14 protein-coding genes are annotated in these 16,677 nt (G+C 32.9%); 5 read left to right on the top strand and 9 right to left on the bottom strand.

Features of this window, described 5'->3' with window-relative positions; genetic code table 11:
- The first annotated feature begins 6 nt into the window (after positions 1–6).
- Positions 7–2,025 carry a glycoside hydrolase family 97 protein gene (locus tag NQQ59_RS11545; RefSeq protein WP_144219369.1) on the top strand — a complete coding sequence of 673 codons (2,019 nt, stop codon included), beginning with the start codon at positions 7–9 and terminating at the stop codon, positions 2,023–2,025.
- A gap of 294 nt (positions 2,026–2,319) precedes the next feature.
- Here the strand turns inward: NQQ59_RS11545 and NQQ59_RS11550 are convergent, their stop codons facing one another.
- Positions 2,320–3,234: a hypothetical protein gene (locus NQQ59_RS11550; RefSeq protein ID WP_144219370.1), complete on the bottom strand. Its 915-nt coding sequence runs from the start codon at positions 3,232–3,234 to the stop codon at positions 2,320–2,322.
- A 175-nt stretch (positions 3,235–3,409) separates the two neighbouring features.
- On the opposite strand from NQQ59_RS11550, the gene NQQ59_RS11555 reads away from it, so the two are divergent.
- From NQQ59_RS11555 to NQQ59_RS11565, 3 genes are all read left to right on the top strand, one after another.
- Positions 3,410–3,886, top strand: a complete 477-nt coding sequence (locus NQQ59_RS11555; RefSeq protein WP_144219371.1) for a MarR family winged helix-turn-helix transcriptional regulator — start codon at positions 3,410–3,412, stop codon at positions 3,884–3,886.
- A 62-nt stretch (positions 3,887–3,948) separates the two neighbouring features.
- A complete protein-coding gene (locus NQQ59_RS11560; RefSeq protein ID WP_144219372.1) occupies positions 3,949–5,370 on the top strand; it encodes an MATE family efflux transporter in 1,422 nt (473 codons plus the stop codon).
- A 161-nt stretch (positions 5,371–5,531) separates the two neighbouring features.
- A complete protein-coding gene (locus tag NQQ59_RS11565; protein ID WP_144219373.1) occupies positions 5,532–6,692 on the top strand; it encodes a hypothetical protein in 1,161 nt (386 codons plus the stop codon).
- A gap of 153 nt (positions 6,693–6,845) precedes the next feature.
- Here NQQ59_RS11565 and NQQ59_RS11570 read toward each other — a convergent pair whose 3' ends face one another.
- Together NQQ59_RS11570 and NQQ59_RS11575 are read right to left on the bottom strand one after the other, a co-directional pair.
- Positions 6,846–7,280 (bottom strand): DUF6526 family protein, encoded by a 435-nt coding sequence (locus NQQ59_RS11570; RefSeq protein ID WP_144219374.1) that lies wholly within the window; start codon positions 7,278–7,280, stop codon positions 6,846–6,848.
- Positions 7,281–7,577: 297 nt separating this feature from the next.
- Positions 7,578–8,063: a DNA-deoxyinosine glycosylase gene (locus NQQ59_RS11575; protein WP_144219375.1), complete on the bottom strand. Its 486-nt coding sequence runs from the start codon at positions 8,061–8,063 to the stop codon at positions 7,578–7,580.
- Between the two features lie 180 nt (positions 8,064–8,243).
- On the opposite strand from NQQ59_RS11575, the gene NQQ59_RS11580 reads away from it, so the two are divergent.
- Complete coding sequence (locus NQQ59_RS11580; RefSeq protein ID WP_144219376.1) at positions 8,244–9,263, top strand: helix-turn-helix domain-containing protein; 1,020 nt, start codon at positions 8,244–8,246, stop codon at positions 9,261–9,263.
- Positions 9,264–9,463: 200 nt separating this feature from the next.
- Here NQQ59_RS11580 and NQQ59_RS11585 read toward each other — a convergent pair whose 3' ends face one another.
- The 6 genes from NQQ59_RS11585 to NQQ59_RS11610 form a co-directional block, all read right to left on the bottom strand.
- The gene (locus NQQ59_RS11585; protein ID WP_144219377.1) at positions 9,464–10,663 is read right to left on the bottom strand and encodes an NAD(P)/FAD-dependent oxidoreductase; all 1,200 of its coding nucleotides are present in this window, start codon (positions 10,661–10,663) and stop codon (positions 9,464–9,466) included.
- Complete coding sequence (locus tag NQQ59_RS11590) at positions 10,660–11,184, bottom strand: low affinity iron permease family protein (RefSeq protein WP_144219378.1); 525 nt, start codon at positions 11,182–11,184, stop codon at positions 10,660–10,662. Before NQQ59_RS11590 ends, NQQ59_RS11585 begins: the two co-directional genes overlap by 4 nt.
- Positions 11,184–14,009 carry an AsmA family protein gene (locus tag NQQ59_RS11595; protein WP_144219379.1) on the bottom strand — a complete coding sequence of 942 codons (2,826 nt, stop codon included), beginning with the start codon at positions 14,007–14,009 and terminating at the stop codon, positions 11,184–11,186. Before NQQ59_RS11595 ends, NQQ59_RS11590 begins: the two co-directional genes overlap by 1 nt.
- 107 nt (positions 14,010–14,116) lie before the next feature.
- Complete coding sequence (locus NQQ59_RS11600; RefSeq protein ID WP_144219380.1) at positions 14,117–14,965, bottom strand: MlaD family protein; 849 nt, start codon at positions 14,963–14,965, stop codon at positions 14,117–14,119.
- 28 nt (positions 14,966–14,993) lie between these two features.
- Complete coding sequence (locus NQQ59_RS11605; protein WP_144219381.1) at positions 14,994–15,773, bottom strand: ABC transporter ATP-binding protein; 780 nt, start codon at positions 15,771–15,773, stop codon at positions 14,994–14,996.
- Positions 15,774–15,775: 2 nt separating this feature from the next.
- The gene (locus NQQ59_RS11610) at positions 15,776–16,534 is read right to left on the bottom strand and encodes an MlaE family ABC transporter permease (RefSeq protein ID WP_144219382.1); all 759 of its coding nucleotides are present in this window, start codon (positions 16,532–16,534) and stop codon (positions 15,776–15,778) included.
- Positions 16,535–16,677: the final 143 nt, after the last annotated feature.

Raw genomic sequence — 16,677 nt, forward strand, 5'->3', positions numbered from 1 at the left:
TAAATAATGAAAAACAGAAAATATAGATACTGCCTAATAGCTTTTGCATCAATGCTTGTTATGGCTTGCAGTACTAAAACAACGTATAAAATCAGTTCTCCTGAAAAAATCTCTGAATTAACTTTTGAATTAACTCCTTCAGGACAACCTCAATATAGTTTTTCTTCTAACGGAAAATCGGTTATTGAGCCTTCTCTTATGGGATTTGAATTTCAAGGATTAGCCAAAATGACTGATGGTTTTGAAGTGGTTTCGACAGAAGAAAAATCGGCAGATGAAACTTGGGAACAACCTTGGGGCGAATTCAAAAAAATAAGAGATCATCATAACGAACTGATTGTTCACTTAAAAGAAGCAAAAGGTGAGGAACGTTTAGTCGATATTATCTTCAGAGTTTTTGATGACGGAGTTGGATTTCGTTATGAATTTCCGAAACAGCCTCATTTAGGGAAAGTTAAAATCTCTAATGAAGTAACGCAATTTACTTTTAAAGACAATAACGAAGTTTGGTGGATTCCAGTGCATCGTGAAAATAGTTATTACGAAAGTGAATACCGCAAAACCTTAATGAGTAAAACGGATACCATTAACACGCCTGCGACTTTTGAAACGAAAGACAAATTGTATGTAGCGATTCACGAAGCTAATTTAACCGATTTTGCCTCAATGACGCTTTTAAAAACTACAGACAAACAATATAAAAGTGATTTAGTGCCTTGGGCTGATGGCGTAAAAGTATATGCAGAAACTCCTTTTAAAACACCTTGGAGAACTATTGTAGTGGGTAAAACTCCAGGAGATATAGCAACTTCAACTATTATGCTAAATCTAAACGAGCCATCAAAAATTGAAGATTTATCTTGGATTACACCTTCAAAATACATCGGAATTTGGTGGGGAATGCATTTAGAAAAATATACTTGGGGACAAGGACCAAAACATGGTGCCACAACCAAAAACACTAAAGAATACATTGATTTTGCTGCCAAAAATAATTTTGACGGAGTTTTGGTCGAAGGCTGGAATGAAGGTTGGGATGGCGACTGGACAGCAGATGGTTCTGCCTTTAGTTTCGTAAAAGCGTATCCAGATTTCAATTTGGAAGAAATCACGAAATACGCTGCCGTGAAAAATGTTCGTTTAATTGGACATCATGAAACAGCTGGAGCAACTAAAAACTATGAAGGTCAATTGGAAGATGCCTTTAAACTGTATCAGAAAATGGGTGTGAATTCGGTAAAAACGGGTTATGTCAACAAATATTTAGATAAAAAAGAATGGCACGACAGCCAATACGGAGCGCGTCATTACAGAAAAGTGATCGAAACAGCGGCGAAATATCATATTATGATTGACAATCACGAACCAATGAAAGGAACGGGATTACAAAGAACTTATCCAAATTTCATGTCACAGGAAGGCGGACGCGGACAAGAATACAATGCATGGTCTGTTGATGGAGGAAATACGCCAGAGCATTTAACAACACTTCCTTTTACCAGAATGCTTTCTGGTCCATTTGATTATACGCCAGGTAATTTCAATTTTGATTACAAAACGCCTTCTGGAGCTAAAGTTCAGACGACTTTGGCGAATCAATTGGCGTTGTATGTAATTATTTTCAGTCCGCTGCAAATGGCTTCAGATTTACCTGAAAATTATGAAGGAAAACCAGAATTCCAATTCATAAAAGATGTGCCTTGTACTTGGTCAGACACAAAAGTTTTGGATTCTAAAATTGGAGAATACACTACAATTGCGCGTAAAGATTGGGAGGAGAAAAATTGGTATTTAGGTTCGATCACAAACAGAAATGCAAGAGATTTAAAAGTAGAACTTTCATTCTTAGATAAAAATAAAGAATACGAAGCCGAAATCTATGCAGACGGTCCTGGAGCAAATTATAAAACAAACCCATATCCAGTTACAATCTCTAAACAAAAAGTAAACAGTAAAACGGTTTTAGATATGAAATTGGCAGCTGGTGGAGGAACAGCAATAAAATTTTCTCCAATCGAGAAATGATTTTTTTAAGCTTCTAAGTTTCTAAGGAACTAAGATGCTAAGTTTATTTGAGTTAAATAGTTTAAGTTTGGTAATAAACCCGATGGCGATAAGTTATCGGGTTTATTTTTTTGTTTTTTGTGATGATTTTTTTTTAAACGCAAAGCACGCAAGGTTTTTTACTAAGTTTAACGCTGATAAACGCAAAGTTCGCAAAGCTTTATCTACATTTAGCTTTGCGAACTTTGCGGTCAAATATTTAAGTTCCAATTAAAACCTTTGTTCCTTTGTCCCTTAGAACCTTTGTCTCTTTGGTTAATGCTTATAAAGCTTCACATGATTTCCAAAGCTATACGTTGCAGTTAGCGTTGGACCATTATATCCCCATTTAAAGAAACCATTGAGTCTCTCTTTTTCCATATCCACTCTGATGTTTAAACCTGTATATCCAGCTGTTAAACTGAAATTTTCGTAAACATTATATAAAACAGATAAGTTGTAACTCAACAACCTTCCGTCAAAATCATTTATTTTAATAGCAAAATAGTTGAAGTTAGCATACAAACCAACTTTTCTTCCTAATACAAATTCACCCCAAATTCCAATGTCTGGGAGTGGAGCTGTAAAATCAAAATTATCTCTGTATTCTTCATTAATTGTTGCGCCTTCCAATCTCATTCCCACATCACTAAACAAAACATGCGCTCCGATAAGAGCTCCAATTTCGTATCTCGGTTTAGATACAAAGGCATAACCGTAAGTAATTCTTCCAATATGACTATCCATAAAAGCAGAAACTGTAGCATTTACAGGATAAACATGGTCGCGAAATTCGATTTCTTTCTGTAATGTTTTAGTAGAATTTCTACTTAGATAATAGTATTCTGCTCCAAGTCGCGATCTTCTGGAAATTCTCCATTCGAAAGCGCCAAAAAAGGAAACGGTACTTTTACTAAATCCAAGATCTTTTTCAAAATCAATCAAATTTCCAAAATTACCATTATTACTACCAACTTGGACTTCAGTATTATTAACGGGGAAAAAAGCACCTGCAGTAACTTTAAATCTTCTAGCGTGCCACGGAAGATCATCAGCATAATTATCCTGAAAATTTTCACTTTCAGATTTAACAGTCGTTAAATTTTCAATTGAAGTGTTCTCTGCAAATGACTGTGCATTTACCGAAATCCAAAAGACCGTCATTACCAAAAAAAACAATAATTTTTTCATGTGATTTGATTTTAGATTTTTGTTTGGGTAATATTTTAACAATAAAGTTAGTAAAAATAATCTCTCATTTTTATTTTTAATCTTGAACTTTTTATTTTAAGTGTTTAGTTATCAGTAAAATATGAATTTGTTTTAAAATTAGTTGACATGTCATCCTTTTTTGTAATTTTGCATCATGGAAAAAGTAAATACAGATAAAGAGAATTTTTCAAATTTTTGGAAAGAGGAAATATCAGATAGTTTTTTCTTTCAGATTCATCGCATCAAACGGGCAATTTTTAGAAGAACAAATGCGTTAATGACAGAAGCTGGAATCACATTACAACTGGAGCAGTTACCATTGCTTATGATCTTGAATCAAAAAAGTCTTTCGCAGCGAGAACTGTCAGATAAAACAATGCGTGATAAATCTTCTATTTTAAGGAGTATCAGCGCGCTTGAAAAAAAGAATTTGGTTGAGGTAGTAAAGGATAAAACTGATAAAAGAAAGAATATTGTAAGCCTTACTGATGAAGGAATGAATTTAGCTAAAAATATTCGTTCTCTAATGAAAAGGGCAGAAGAAGAGGTAATGTCTGTTTTTACTCCAAAAGAAAGAATTGAGGCTTTGAATGCTGTGAGATCTTATGCAGATAAACTAGAAACACTTTAATTTTTTTTAAACTTTAAAAGTTGATATGTCAACTTATTTTAAATAATTATTTTAATTAGAAAATGAAAAAAAACGAATTATTAGAAGGGCCAATTCTTTCTTCATTGTTAAAACTGGCAGTTCCTATTATGATTGCCAATCTTTTGCAGGCCGCTTATCAGCTTGTTGATGCCTTTTGGGTAGGACGACTTGGTGGAGATGCCGTTGCTGCAGTTTCGGTGAGTACGCCTGTAATATTCTTAACCATTGCGTTGGGAACTGGATTAGCTATTGCCGGATCTATTTTAATTGCACAATATTTTGGTGCTGGAAACCAGAAAATGGTCAATCATGTGGCGGCGCAAACTCTGTCAATGGTAATTATTGTTTCTGTGGTTTTATCTATTATTGGTTATATTTTAAGTCCGTATTTCTTATATCTTTTAAAAGTTACACCTACAGTTTATGCCGATGCCTTAGGGTTTATGAGAGTGGCATTTATAGGTTTGGTTTTTAGTTTCGGATTTATGATTTTCCAATCTATTATGCGTGGTGTTGGGCGTGTAACTTTACCAGTTTATATTGTTTTAGGGACTGTAATTCTAAACTTTGCCTTAGATCCGTTGTTTATTTATGGATGGAAATTTATTCCGGCAATGGGAGTAAAAGGAGCGGCTTTGGCAACTCTATCTACACAGCTTCTGGCAATTATTATCGGTTTTGCAATTTTGTTTAGAGGAAAACACGGAATCCATCTTCGTATTCAAGATTTTAAACCCGATTATCAGCATATTAAAAGAGCTTTCCAAATCGGATTTCCTTCTTCAATAGAACAATCTATGCGTGCTTTGGGAATGATGGCTATTACATTTCTGATTGTTCGTTTTGGTACTTTGACTGTGGCTTCTTATGGCGCAGGTTCCAATTTGATTCAGCTGATTTTAATTCCGGCTTTAGGACTTTCCATGGCAATTGCTACGCTTGTCGGACAAAATATTGGAGCAGGAAATATTGATCGTGCTGCCGAGATTTCAAAACTAGGGGCTTATCTTGGTTTCGGATTATTAACAGGTTTAGGAATAATCGCTTTTATTTTTGCACCTTATTTAATTGCATTTTTCGTTCCCAGAGATCCAGCGGTTATTGTTGGAGGAACAGAACTTTTAAGAATTACGTGTCTTTCTTGGGGTTTTTTAGGTTTGCAGCTATGTTTAACAGGCGTTTTTAGAGCTGTTGGAAATACTAAACTCCCTATGATTCTGACTTTAGTTTCACAATGGGTAATTCAGTTTCCGCTGGCTTTTATTTTATCGCACAATACATCGCTTGGAAAAATAGGTATATGGTGGGCATTCCCAATCTCTTCGGTTGTAACGGCTTTAATTACTGTGGTTCTTTACGTGAAAGGAGACTGGAAAAAAGAAAGATTAACTGGTAAAACCAATAAACTAATAGACAAAGTAGAAAGTGAAATCGTAAAAGAAGGATTTGATTTGACGAAATAGAGATACTAAGATACTGAGGTTCTAAGATGCTGAGGTTCTAAGATACTAAGGTTTTTATAGACGCACTAGGTGCGTCTTTTTTTGCAAAAAACTAAAAAAAATGTAGCTAAAAACTTAGAACCTTAGTATCTTAGAACCTTAGCAACTTTAAAAACAAATCTATGACCCAGAATCTGAAACGTTACTTCATAAAATCATTTATTGTCTTAGTTCTAATACATTTAGCTTATTTTTTATACGGATATTTTACTTTTGAAGGAATAGGCAAAATTGATATATACACAGAGTTTTACCGTTTTAAATTCTATGATGACGTTTCGATTTCTCACTTTTTTGTCAGCGGATTCTTTTTGTTGTTCTTTCTGATTTTTTTGATTAAAAATCATTCTAAAGAAAATTATAAGACTGGAAATTTACTAAAAATAGCTGGATGTCTTTTAATTGTTTCCTTTTTGACTTTTTCGTTTTTCATTAGCTACAGCTTTGGAATGAATGCAAAACTGAAAACTGAACTTTCTGAAAACGATCTTAATAAAGATAAAAAACTGCTAAATGTTCTCAATCCGTTTTTGTATGGATTCACTTCTTACAGTTCTGAGAAATTGTTCAATTATGAGAATATTTTATATCCAAAACCGTATCCAGTAATCAAGCAGGAAGATACTATTTCGGGTGGCGAATATCCGATTACAGAAACCAGTTACTACAGCATTGATACCATTAAAACCTTGACCAATACATTTGAGAAAACGACAAATAAAGCCGATAGCATTTTAAATCTTCTTGGTTTTGATAAAGAAGAATTGTACAAAAGAATTATTTCTAAAAAAGTAGTAAATGACAGTACAGAAATTATTTTTAAAAGCATTCCTGTACATCCAGAACATGATCAGGACATTTGTATCTTTTTGCAAAACAAATCTTTGTTTAAACCAATCAAGGGAGATTCTGTTTACAAACAACAATATCAGTCAGCTGTAGATCGCTATAAATTATTATATCAATCCAAAAAAGATTCTTTGACTTATGAATTTTTGAAGCTGGATACTCTTTTTCGAAAATACAAGATTGAAACGAGTTTAATTCCAAAAGAGCTAACACAAGATATTTATCGTTTTAGAGATAATCAAGACGAACCTTTGAGTGGAATCCGAAATACTTTTGATAGAAAAGCTTTGGCAGAAAAGTTTTCGATTTTAGAGCGACTTTTTTACGAACCTAATTATCTTCATCCCAATATCATTGCAATATATTTTGCTGTAATTATTTCAATTTGGATTGTATTATTTCTTTTCTACTTGATTTTTAACAAAAGGAAATAACAATCACCACTAACAAATTTTACAATTGCATTGATTCTGTATTGTATCCATTGCAATTACAATTGATTTTGCCATTGCCATTATCATTGATTTTTGAAATTGATTTTTGAAATTGATTTTTGCCATTGCCATTGTTATAGCCATTGATTTTTGCTAAACGCGGTGATAATCCGCTTTCCAGTGTACAATGGCTTTTTTGATTGCATCTCCGCTTAAGCTGTTTTTCAAAGCATCTTCGACAAGGGGAATCAACTCGTTGTCAGGAGCAAATCGCAAAGCAAATATTTGATCGTCTGTGAGTTTGTATTCAAAATCTTCAAATCTTTTGCCTGTCAGCGTAAAATAACGATAACGCATTTCTAAACGTACAATTCTGTTCTGCAACGTTAAAGCATAATGCTGGCGAAGCATAAAAGCTAAGGCAAACAGAAAAACAAAGACGACACCTATAAATGTCCAAATCAAATGATCTTCTGTTGTAATGGCAAAATAGATACTGCCAATTAAAAATAAAATTAAAACAGGATAATATATAAAATGGTGCGGTTTATAAAACCGTATATGATTGTAATAGGTCTGAATCTTCATGTTTTTTCTTTTAAAGATAGTCTAAAAAACAAAGCTGCTCTATAAAATTATAGAGCAGCTTTTTCCCAAAAATAAACTAACATAACCAATGTTCTCTTTATAAACTAAACTTTTTACAGTTTGCTAAGTAATTTTAATAAGAAGAAAGCCTTTCCATCTCGTCAATCAAATCTTCAATATGGCTTATTTTTCTTTGATGTAAAATTAGCTCAAGAGTGGTTGCGTTTTGTTATACTTTAAACGGAAAAAGTTACATGATTCCAATATTTGCAAATTAATTCTATAAAAAGAGACCTTTTATAATAGTGTTTCAATAACCTTCCATTCTTGTAATTTATCCTGAAAAGTCTTGCCAGCATTGGCGGGACTGGTTGATGGAAGTGTGAATTTTTGGTATTCTTTGTTTAAGTGAACATATTTCTTAAAAAAGGCGGCAGCTTTTTGTCCATTAAAAATAATGGTATTTATCTCTGGATGATTTTTGAGGAAATTTTCAAAATCATTTGCAATTTCGTTTTTAATAGCACTGTCTAAACTTCCAATTCGATCGCAAAATTGTAAGACATCCCAAAGTGCTATATTGTTTTGAAGTAATAAATTTTTACGGGTTTCGTAATCGTATGAAAATTCTTCGTTTAGAATTAAAAACATAAACTTCCAGAAGTTGTTCTGAGCATGACCATAATATTGATTGAGTTCTAAAGATTTTATTCCTGGCATTGTTCCTAAGATTAGAACTTTGGATTTTTTTGAACTAATTGGAGCAAACGAAAAACTTTTCATATCTAATGACCGAATTTTTTAATCTATGTTAAAATAAGCATTAATAAGGAATTATAAAACAAAACAGTAAAATTATATAACATTTTTGGACTGTGATTGGACGAACTTTGACTTTCAGATTTTTAGAAATAAATCGCTTAAAATCTGTTTCAAAAAAAGTAGAATTTAAATCCAGTTGCTATGAAAATTGTTACTATAAATACAGAGAAAACTCAAAATATATTTGAAGAACTTCATACTAATTTTGGCGGAAAAGTGACTTTTGACTTAGACGAATATACGCTGGAAGTAGAAAATAGTTTTGCGGAAGGTTCGATTATCGGAGCTTCTTTTAATGATAATATTTCTTATGTGCAGTTTGATATGACATTTTCTGCAGATGTACGTTTAGATATTTTAAATGTAAAATCGTCACCTATTTATTTTGCTTATTGCTCAAAAGGTAATTTGTCGCATAGTTTCGGATTAGATGGAGAAGAGCGAAAATTAAAAACTTTTCAAACAGCAATTGTAACTTCTAAAGAGAATCAAGATAATGTTTTGTTTTTTGAAAAAGGAAAGAAAACCAAACTGACTTTAATTATCGTTGGGACACAAGTTGAAACAGACACACATTCTTTGAATCAAAAAGTAAAGGATACTTTCTTTGAAAATAATCTGGTTCAGGATTTCTTTTATATAGGTTCTTATAATTTGCAAATTGCCGAAAAAATAGAACAACTAAATTCGATTACACAAACCGGAATTGTTCGAAATTTACTGAAAGAAGGCATCATGAGAATTATTCTTGCCATGGAAATTCAACAACATTCAGATGATTTACACGCTTTTGCAAACGAATCAACTGGATTGACTTTAAGAGAAATGGAAGAAATTAAAGAACTTTCAGAATTTATCAAAAGCAGCCCAGAAGAAGCTTTTTCTATAAAATCATTAAGTAAAAAATCAGGTTTATCGCCTAACAAACTTCAGGAAGGATTTAAAATGATTCACAATCGTACTGTCAACGATTATATTACTCATATGAGAGTACTGAAAGCAGAAATCTTAATTAGAACTTCTGATTTAAATATTTCTGAAATAGTGTATTGCATTGGTTTTACCAGTAGAAGTTATTTCTCTAAAATCTTCAAACAAAAATTCAACTGCAGTCCAAAAGAATATAAGTTTAATTTGAATGCGTTGGCGATTACGGCGTAAATGCCTCAAGATGCTAAGGTTCTAAGTTGCTAAGTTTTTTTGAGCAAATATAGCTTTATGACTATGAATCTTACGATCTAAATAGCTTAGAAAATAAAAAAATAAAGTCGTTAGCTCTAAAGCATAATATATAAAATAGGTTCTAAGATTCTAGGTTTTCCCTTAGAATCTTAGAACCTTAGTTTCTTAGTAGCTTAAAGTTATCTTCCAAATCGGTAATATTCTAAATCTATATTCTTTTTATTGTGAAGAGAATCCAATATTGAATTCATTCCGAGGACACTGAAGGTGATTCCGTTGCCACCAAATCCCAGTATATAATGTTCATTTTTTCTTGAGTTTGGTTTTCCGAAATAGGGAAGACCGTCTTTAGTTTCTCCGAAAGTTCCGGCCCAGGAATAATCAATTTTAAAATCTAAATCGGGGAATCGTTTAAAAAACTGTTTTAAGAGATATTGTTCTTTTTTAGGAAGTAATTTATCTCGTTTTGCAGTGTCTTTAAAATTTTCATCTCCGCCACCCATAATGATTCGATTGTCTCCAGTAGTTCTGATATAATGATAAGGCGAAGCGGTATCCCAAAATATTGTATGCTTGAAATTTTCAGGAAGATCCGTCTGACTTTCAGAAGCAATAACATAAGTACTTTTTAAATCAACTACCTTTTCATTTAGTGTTTCGGTACTTTCATAACCTGTACAATGTATGATGTGGCTGGAGGTGATAGTATGTTTAGAATCGGTAGTAGCAATAATTTTTCCTTTTTGATGTTTGATGGAAGAAATATTGGTACGGTCATAAATCTGCATTCCTTTTTGATGGCAATAATACAAAAGATCACTTGCCAGTTTAAACGGATCCATAACAGCAGCTGTTTTAGATTCTATGCCTGCAATTGCGTTTAAACCCATTTTCTGAAGCTCAAAGCGACTCAGCCAGCTAATTTCAAATCCATGTTGTTTACGTGCTTTGTATTCGTTTTTTAAAAAGGGAACATCTTTTTTCAAGGTTGTAAAATAGACGCTTTTTTTAAATTCAAATTCGCAGTCACAGCCAATTTCATCAATAATAGTACGTAAGTCAAAAATGGCTTTTTTGCCGTTTTGATAACTGTCGACAGCACATTTGGCACCCCGAAGTTTGATGAGCTGATGTAACGGAACATCAATTTCATATTGTAATAATGCAGTACTTCCGGAAGTACTTCCTCCACAGACATCGCGCCGGTCTACCAGAACAATTCTTTTTCCTTCATTGACCAATTTATAAGCTGTTAACGCCCCAGTTATTCCTCCGCCGATAATTAGAATATCAGTATTGATATCCGTATCGATGGAGGGATAACTTTGCTTGATAGCATTTTTTAATGGCCAATAAGTTTCGGTTGAACTTAGTTTCATTTTTTGGTATTGTTTTTAGATGTGATTTTGGTGCTAGTTTTGGTGTTTTTTTTAGGTGTTGATTTTTTGTTTTTTTCTTGTTTTCGATTATGCAATTCATGTGCTTCGGCAATCGAATGTGAAGTTCTGATACTCTGATCTTTTTTTGCCAATTCGCTTAATCGATGATAGTATTTTTGAATGATCACCATTTCTTCTTCGGTCATGCTTTCTATATCAACCAGACTATTGCTTGATGATTCGTTTGATGCAACGAGTTCGTTTAATTTCAACTGAATAGCAAGCGAATCTTTATTTTGCGCTTTCTGAATTAAAAAAACCATTAAAAAAGTAATGATTGTAGTTCCAGTATTGATAACTAGTTGCCAAGTTTCGGAATAATCGAAAATAGGTCCAGAAACTGCCCAAGCCACAACAATAATAAAGGCACCGATAAAAGCAGTTGTGCTTCCAGCAGCTTTAGAAACTTTGGTAGCGAATTTTTCGAATGCACTGCTATTATTTTGTGACTTTGCTTTCATTACGATTTTGCTTTAGTTTTACTCACTTTTTCTTTTCGAATCACTTTATTGTTTTTTTCATCGTAAACAGCTGGATCAATTTCTTGTCCAGTTTTGCTGAAAATTTTGATTTTTGGAGCTTCATGAGTTCCCGTAATAACAATTGGAAATCCTATAATTCCGAATAGGGGAAGACCTAGACGCATTCTAAGATCCAAAAGTCCGTCAAAGCTTGTAGTTCCTTTAATTGTAGGTTTAAAACCTGCTACAGAAAAGGTAAATGGCTCAATATTGATAAGATTATTATTTATTGTCGATTTGACTTCAATCCCTTTCATATCAGGATTATTCAAACCATTTTGTCCTGTTTTAGAACTTATTCCGTCAAATAATTTTAGGCCTTTAATTTTTACATCGCGTAGATTAAGTGTCCCGCCGCCATTTAAAGATGCATAAATCGGACTCATATTTCCGTCTAAATCACCTTTGATTTTATAATCGACAGAAATTATTCCGTGTGCTTTTTCGGCTGCAGTAACCATATCATGAAACATCGGAATTTCTTTGTAAGCCCTTTGTACATCAAAATCTTTTGCCGTAAAATGTGCGTCAAAATGTGCACTTGTTGGCGATTCATCTTTATAAGAAGCATTAATTCCTAAAATACAATCAATAATATTAAAGGTAGTGTTTTCTAAATAAAATCCACCTTTTGTTATACCAGTTTTTCCATTCAGTTTATTGAAAACCAATCCGTTGTATTCTATTTTATCTGCATTTGCATTTAAACTGACATTCAAATTCTTAGGAATCATAACCACACCGCTCATTTTCGGGTGATCTTCTTTGGCATATTCTACTTCTATTTTTCGATCTTTATTTTCGCCTTTTTCAAGGGCCATAAATTCGTCAACATTAATGAGTTTTGATTTTAAGTTGAAATTACCGCTTAAGGTTCCATTCGATTCTAAGAAATAATTGATGGTATTTAAAAGATAACCGTTAATGTCAAAATCAGATTTTCCGTAAGAAGCATTAAATTTCTCAAACCACATTTTCTCATTCTGAAAACGGAAATTTCCTTGTTTGATGAAAAAAGCTTTCGGAAACAATTCAGAAGTTGCTTTAATATTTTTAAGAAGTAAAGTTCCTTTATTGTCCAATTTATCATATTGTCCAGTTGTGGCATAACTTTGTTTTCCTTTTAAAGAAAGATCCGCTTTTGCATAACCTGTTAAATCCAATCCTTTTTGAGAGAAAACCTGATAGATTCTGCCCACATTCAATTCCCCTTTAATTTTAGCATTATAAGCCAAATCACTAAAGTCAGAAAGTGCTGCATTTACATAAACTGGATTTCCTTCAAACGTAAAAGAAGCAGGAGCAACAGCAACAATCAAATCCTGATACGTTCCCGCTTTATTTAACATATTGGCAACAAAAGTGATGTTGGTAATTGGGTTAGGATAATATTTTGTTTTCAACCATCCATTTCGCAATGAAATACCGCCAATTGTTTTTGGAAACAATTTTTTTGAAGTACTAAATTTTCCTCTTGCTTGAATATCCGTTTTTAAAATCCCTTTTACATCAAAATCGGTCAATCCCAAAGCGGCATCGACAACAGCCAAATCTAATGCGCCTTTTACACTTGCATTAATATCCATTTCGCTTAAACCTTTACTATGAAGGTAAGCGGTGAAATAATCTTTTTCGCCTACTTTAAATTTTAAAGTTTTCAGATTTACCAATAATTGTTCGGTATCTAAAGACGGAAGAATAGCATTCAAATCCATCTGAAAATCTTTTAAAGGAACTGGAGCATCTTTATAATTTACAGAACCTTCATTGATTTTTAGATTGAAAGCTAAATTTGGTTTTTGTTTTTTCGGAACATTATAATCGCCTTTAAAAGTCAATAATAAATCGCTTCTTCCAGAAATTTCTGTTTTTTCCAGCCAAGTCAAATATTCGGGTGGCATTACAGACAATAAATCTTTTACCGTTGTATTTTCTGAAGCGGCTTTAATATCAATTTTATATCCATCGCGCAAAATTGTAAATAAACCAGTAAATTTTAATGGCAATTTATTGATACGCAATTCATTTTTTTGAAGAATAAAAGAAAGAGAATTCGTATTGATTCTGGTAATTAAATCAGCACGTACTTCTTTTTTTCGCACATAACCGGTGCGATCGTAAAAGAAATCAAGTTCATTGATTCTAGCATCGGTGGCAAGGTCAAAAATATCTTCGCTTAAATCGCCTTTTCCAACATAATTAAAACCTTTTGCATCTACCAAAATTTTAGCAGAACGATCGTTATATTTTACATGGCAGTTTTTTAAATCAATTCTTTCCAATTTAATTGCCGTTCCTTCTTCGGGCGCATTTGGATCTTTTTTTTCGTCTTTTCTGTCTTCTGGCGCAACATAAATATTATAATTGGCTTGACCTTTTTCGTTAACCATTACATTAATTAAAGCATCAGAGACATAGAGTTTGTTGATTTTTACTTCATTATCAAAAATCAGACGTTTTAAATTGATTCCAAAGGCAACTTCATCGGCTTTTAATAAAGTATCATTGCTAAAAGATTTTGAACCCGTTAACGACAAATTATCTAGGGAAACTGTTAGAGAAGGGAAATGTGTAAAAAAAGAAAGATTAGATTTCGTAAAATCTAATTTGGTATCGAGACGTTCGTTTGCAATTTTTTTTACTTCCGAGGCAATTTTACCAGGAAACAACAGCGGAATAATAAATAGCAAAAACAAGATTACCGCAATCGTAATTCCGGTAATTTTTAAGACTTTTAAGGCGGTATGTTTGAATGTAGTCGGCATATATATAAGTTTTTGCTTTTCAGCGAATGTTAAAAATAGGAGTTAAAACTTACAATTTTAATTTTAAAAGTTGTAATGTAGAACTATCAGTTATGACTGATAAAAAATTACTTTTTCTTCTCAGCTTCAGCTTTTTTAGCCTCTTCCTGTTTCTGTTTTTCTTCTTTCTCTTTCTGTTCTTTTTCAGCTTTTTCGGCTTTTTCCTTTTCTTTAGCCGCTTTTTCTTCTTCTTGCTTCTCCTTTTTCTCTTCCTGTTTTTCTTTTCTTTCCTCTACTTTTTTAGCTTTTTCTTTCTCTTTTTTCTTGAAATAACCTCGGAAAAGGAAATTACTTTTTGCAGCTTCCATGTTATCGCTAAAACCTTTTGTACCCGTTTCTAAGTTAGAAAGGGTGTTTGAAACGCTGTTGGCCATTTTATCATCTTTAACTAATCGAGCTAATGCACCATTTCCGTTATTCATGCTATGACTAAAAATGGCGATTTCATCAGAGATAACACCGATATTGTCTACGCTCTTTTTAACGCTTTTCATAATGTCATGCATTTCAATTCCGTCAACAGAAGCGATTGTTCCATTATCTTCAATGATTTTTGTTGATTTCTGACCTGGAGAAATAGTCAATACTTTGTCGCCCATTAAACCATCTGAACCGATACTGGCTGTTGCGTCAGTTTTAATGAATTTTCGAACGTCTTCTTTCATTACTAAAATTACTCGTACAGTCGAATCATTTTTTAGTTGAATTTGTTCTACGGTTCCAACATTAATTCCAGAGAAACGAACATTGTTCCCAACTTCCAAACCGCTTACTGTTTTAAATTGAGAAGTAATATGAAAGGTTGAACCGAAAAGGTTTTTTTGTTTTCCAATAAAATATACGGCCATAACAAAAAGGACTAAGCCAATTGTTACAAACATTCCTAATTTCCAAGTATATCCTGATTGCTTTTCCATGATTTCTAATATTTATTTTGCTTTTGGTTTATTCAAAAAATGAGCGCACCCATTCGTCTTCGTCTTTTTCTAATTCTTCGTAAGTTCCTTCGGCATGAATGACTCCGTCTTTTAAAACAATAATTCGATCTGCAGTTAGTTTGGCACATGCCATATCGTGCGTGATAATGATCGAAGATGTTTTTTGTTTTTCTTTAATGTCTAGAATTAATTCACTTATTTCTCTTGACGTTATCGTATCTAAACCTGTTGTAGGTTCGTCGTATAAAATAATTTCAGGTTTTAAGATTAAAGTTCTAGCTAAACCAATTCTCTTTCTCATTCCGCCCGAAAGTTCTGATGGCATTTTGTCGATAGCATCGGCTAAACCAACATTTTCAAGTGCTTCCATGACCTCATTTTCAACTTCATCTGCACTTAAATCACGTTTGTGTTTGCTTAACGTAAAAGCGAGATTTTCTCTAACCGACATCGAATCGTACAATGCACCACTTTGGAATAAAAATCCGATTCGGACTCTAATGGCATTCAACTCGCTTTTGGAGATATTCAGTACATTTTCATCAAAAACTTTAATTTCTCCTTTGTCAGGTTCAATCAATCCCACAATACATTTAATTGTAACCGATTTTCCTGATCCTGAACGTCCCAAAACCACGAGATTTTCATCTTTATGTAAAATCAGATTTACGCCTTTCAGGATTTTATTGTCTTTTCCAAAAGTTTTATGCAGATCTTTAATCTCAATAATTGGATTTTGATCTTTTTCTTTTGTTTTAGGTTCTATATGTAATTTTTCTTTGGCCATTTTTAAAAGAATAAATCGGTTATTTGAACAGCTACCATATCAATAATAAAAATGCTTAATGACGCCGTTACAACAGCAGAATTTGCTGCTTGCCCAACACTTTCTGTTCCGTTTGAGGCATTAAAGCCTTTAAAGCATCCAATCATTCCAATAAAAAATCCGAAGAAAAATGTTTTAATAGTGGCTGGAAACAGATCTAGAAATTCTAATGATTGGATAATCTGAGTTAGATATCTGTAGAAATTAACATCACCATGAATATTAATTCCGACATAACCGCCGACTATTCCAATTGCATCGGCAAAAAATACTAAAATTGGAACCATTAGTGTACAAGCCAAAACTCTAGTCACCACCAAATAATTATAGGGATTAACAGCCGAAACTTCCATGGCATCAATTTGTTCGGTTACTTTCATTGATCCTAATTCGGCACCAATTCCAGATGAAATTTTTCCGGCGCAAATTAGCGCTGTAATTACGGGAGCAATTTCTCTTATCAGCGAAAGCGCCACCATTCCAGGAAGCCAGCTTTCGGCTCCAAATTTTACCAAAGTTGGTCTTGACTGAAGTGTCAGTACCAAACCCATAATAAATCCTGTAATGGCTACCAACGGAAGAGATTTATATCCGATAACATAACATTGTTTCAAAAATTCCTTGGTCTCATAAGGCGGTACAAAAACCTCCTTAAAAAACCTTTTGGCGAACAATGTAGTTTCTCCAATTTCGGTAAATGTATTTTTTAGGTTGAGAATCAAAATATTTATGTTTTAGTGTGTTGCAAAATTGAAAATCAATTCTTTAACAGTTTTTTAGACTTGGTGAATTATAGATTAAATTTAGTGTAATACTTGTTAAAATATTTTACACAAATTTTTTAGAGCTTTATATAATTTTCATC

This window comes from Flavobacterium panacis (genome assembly GCF_024649945.1).
Lineage (GTDB): Bacteria > Bacteroidota > Bacteroidia > Flavobacteriales > Flavobacteriaceae > Flavobacterium > Flavobacterium panacis.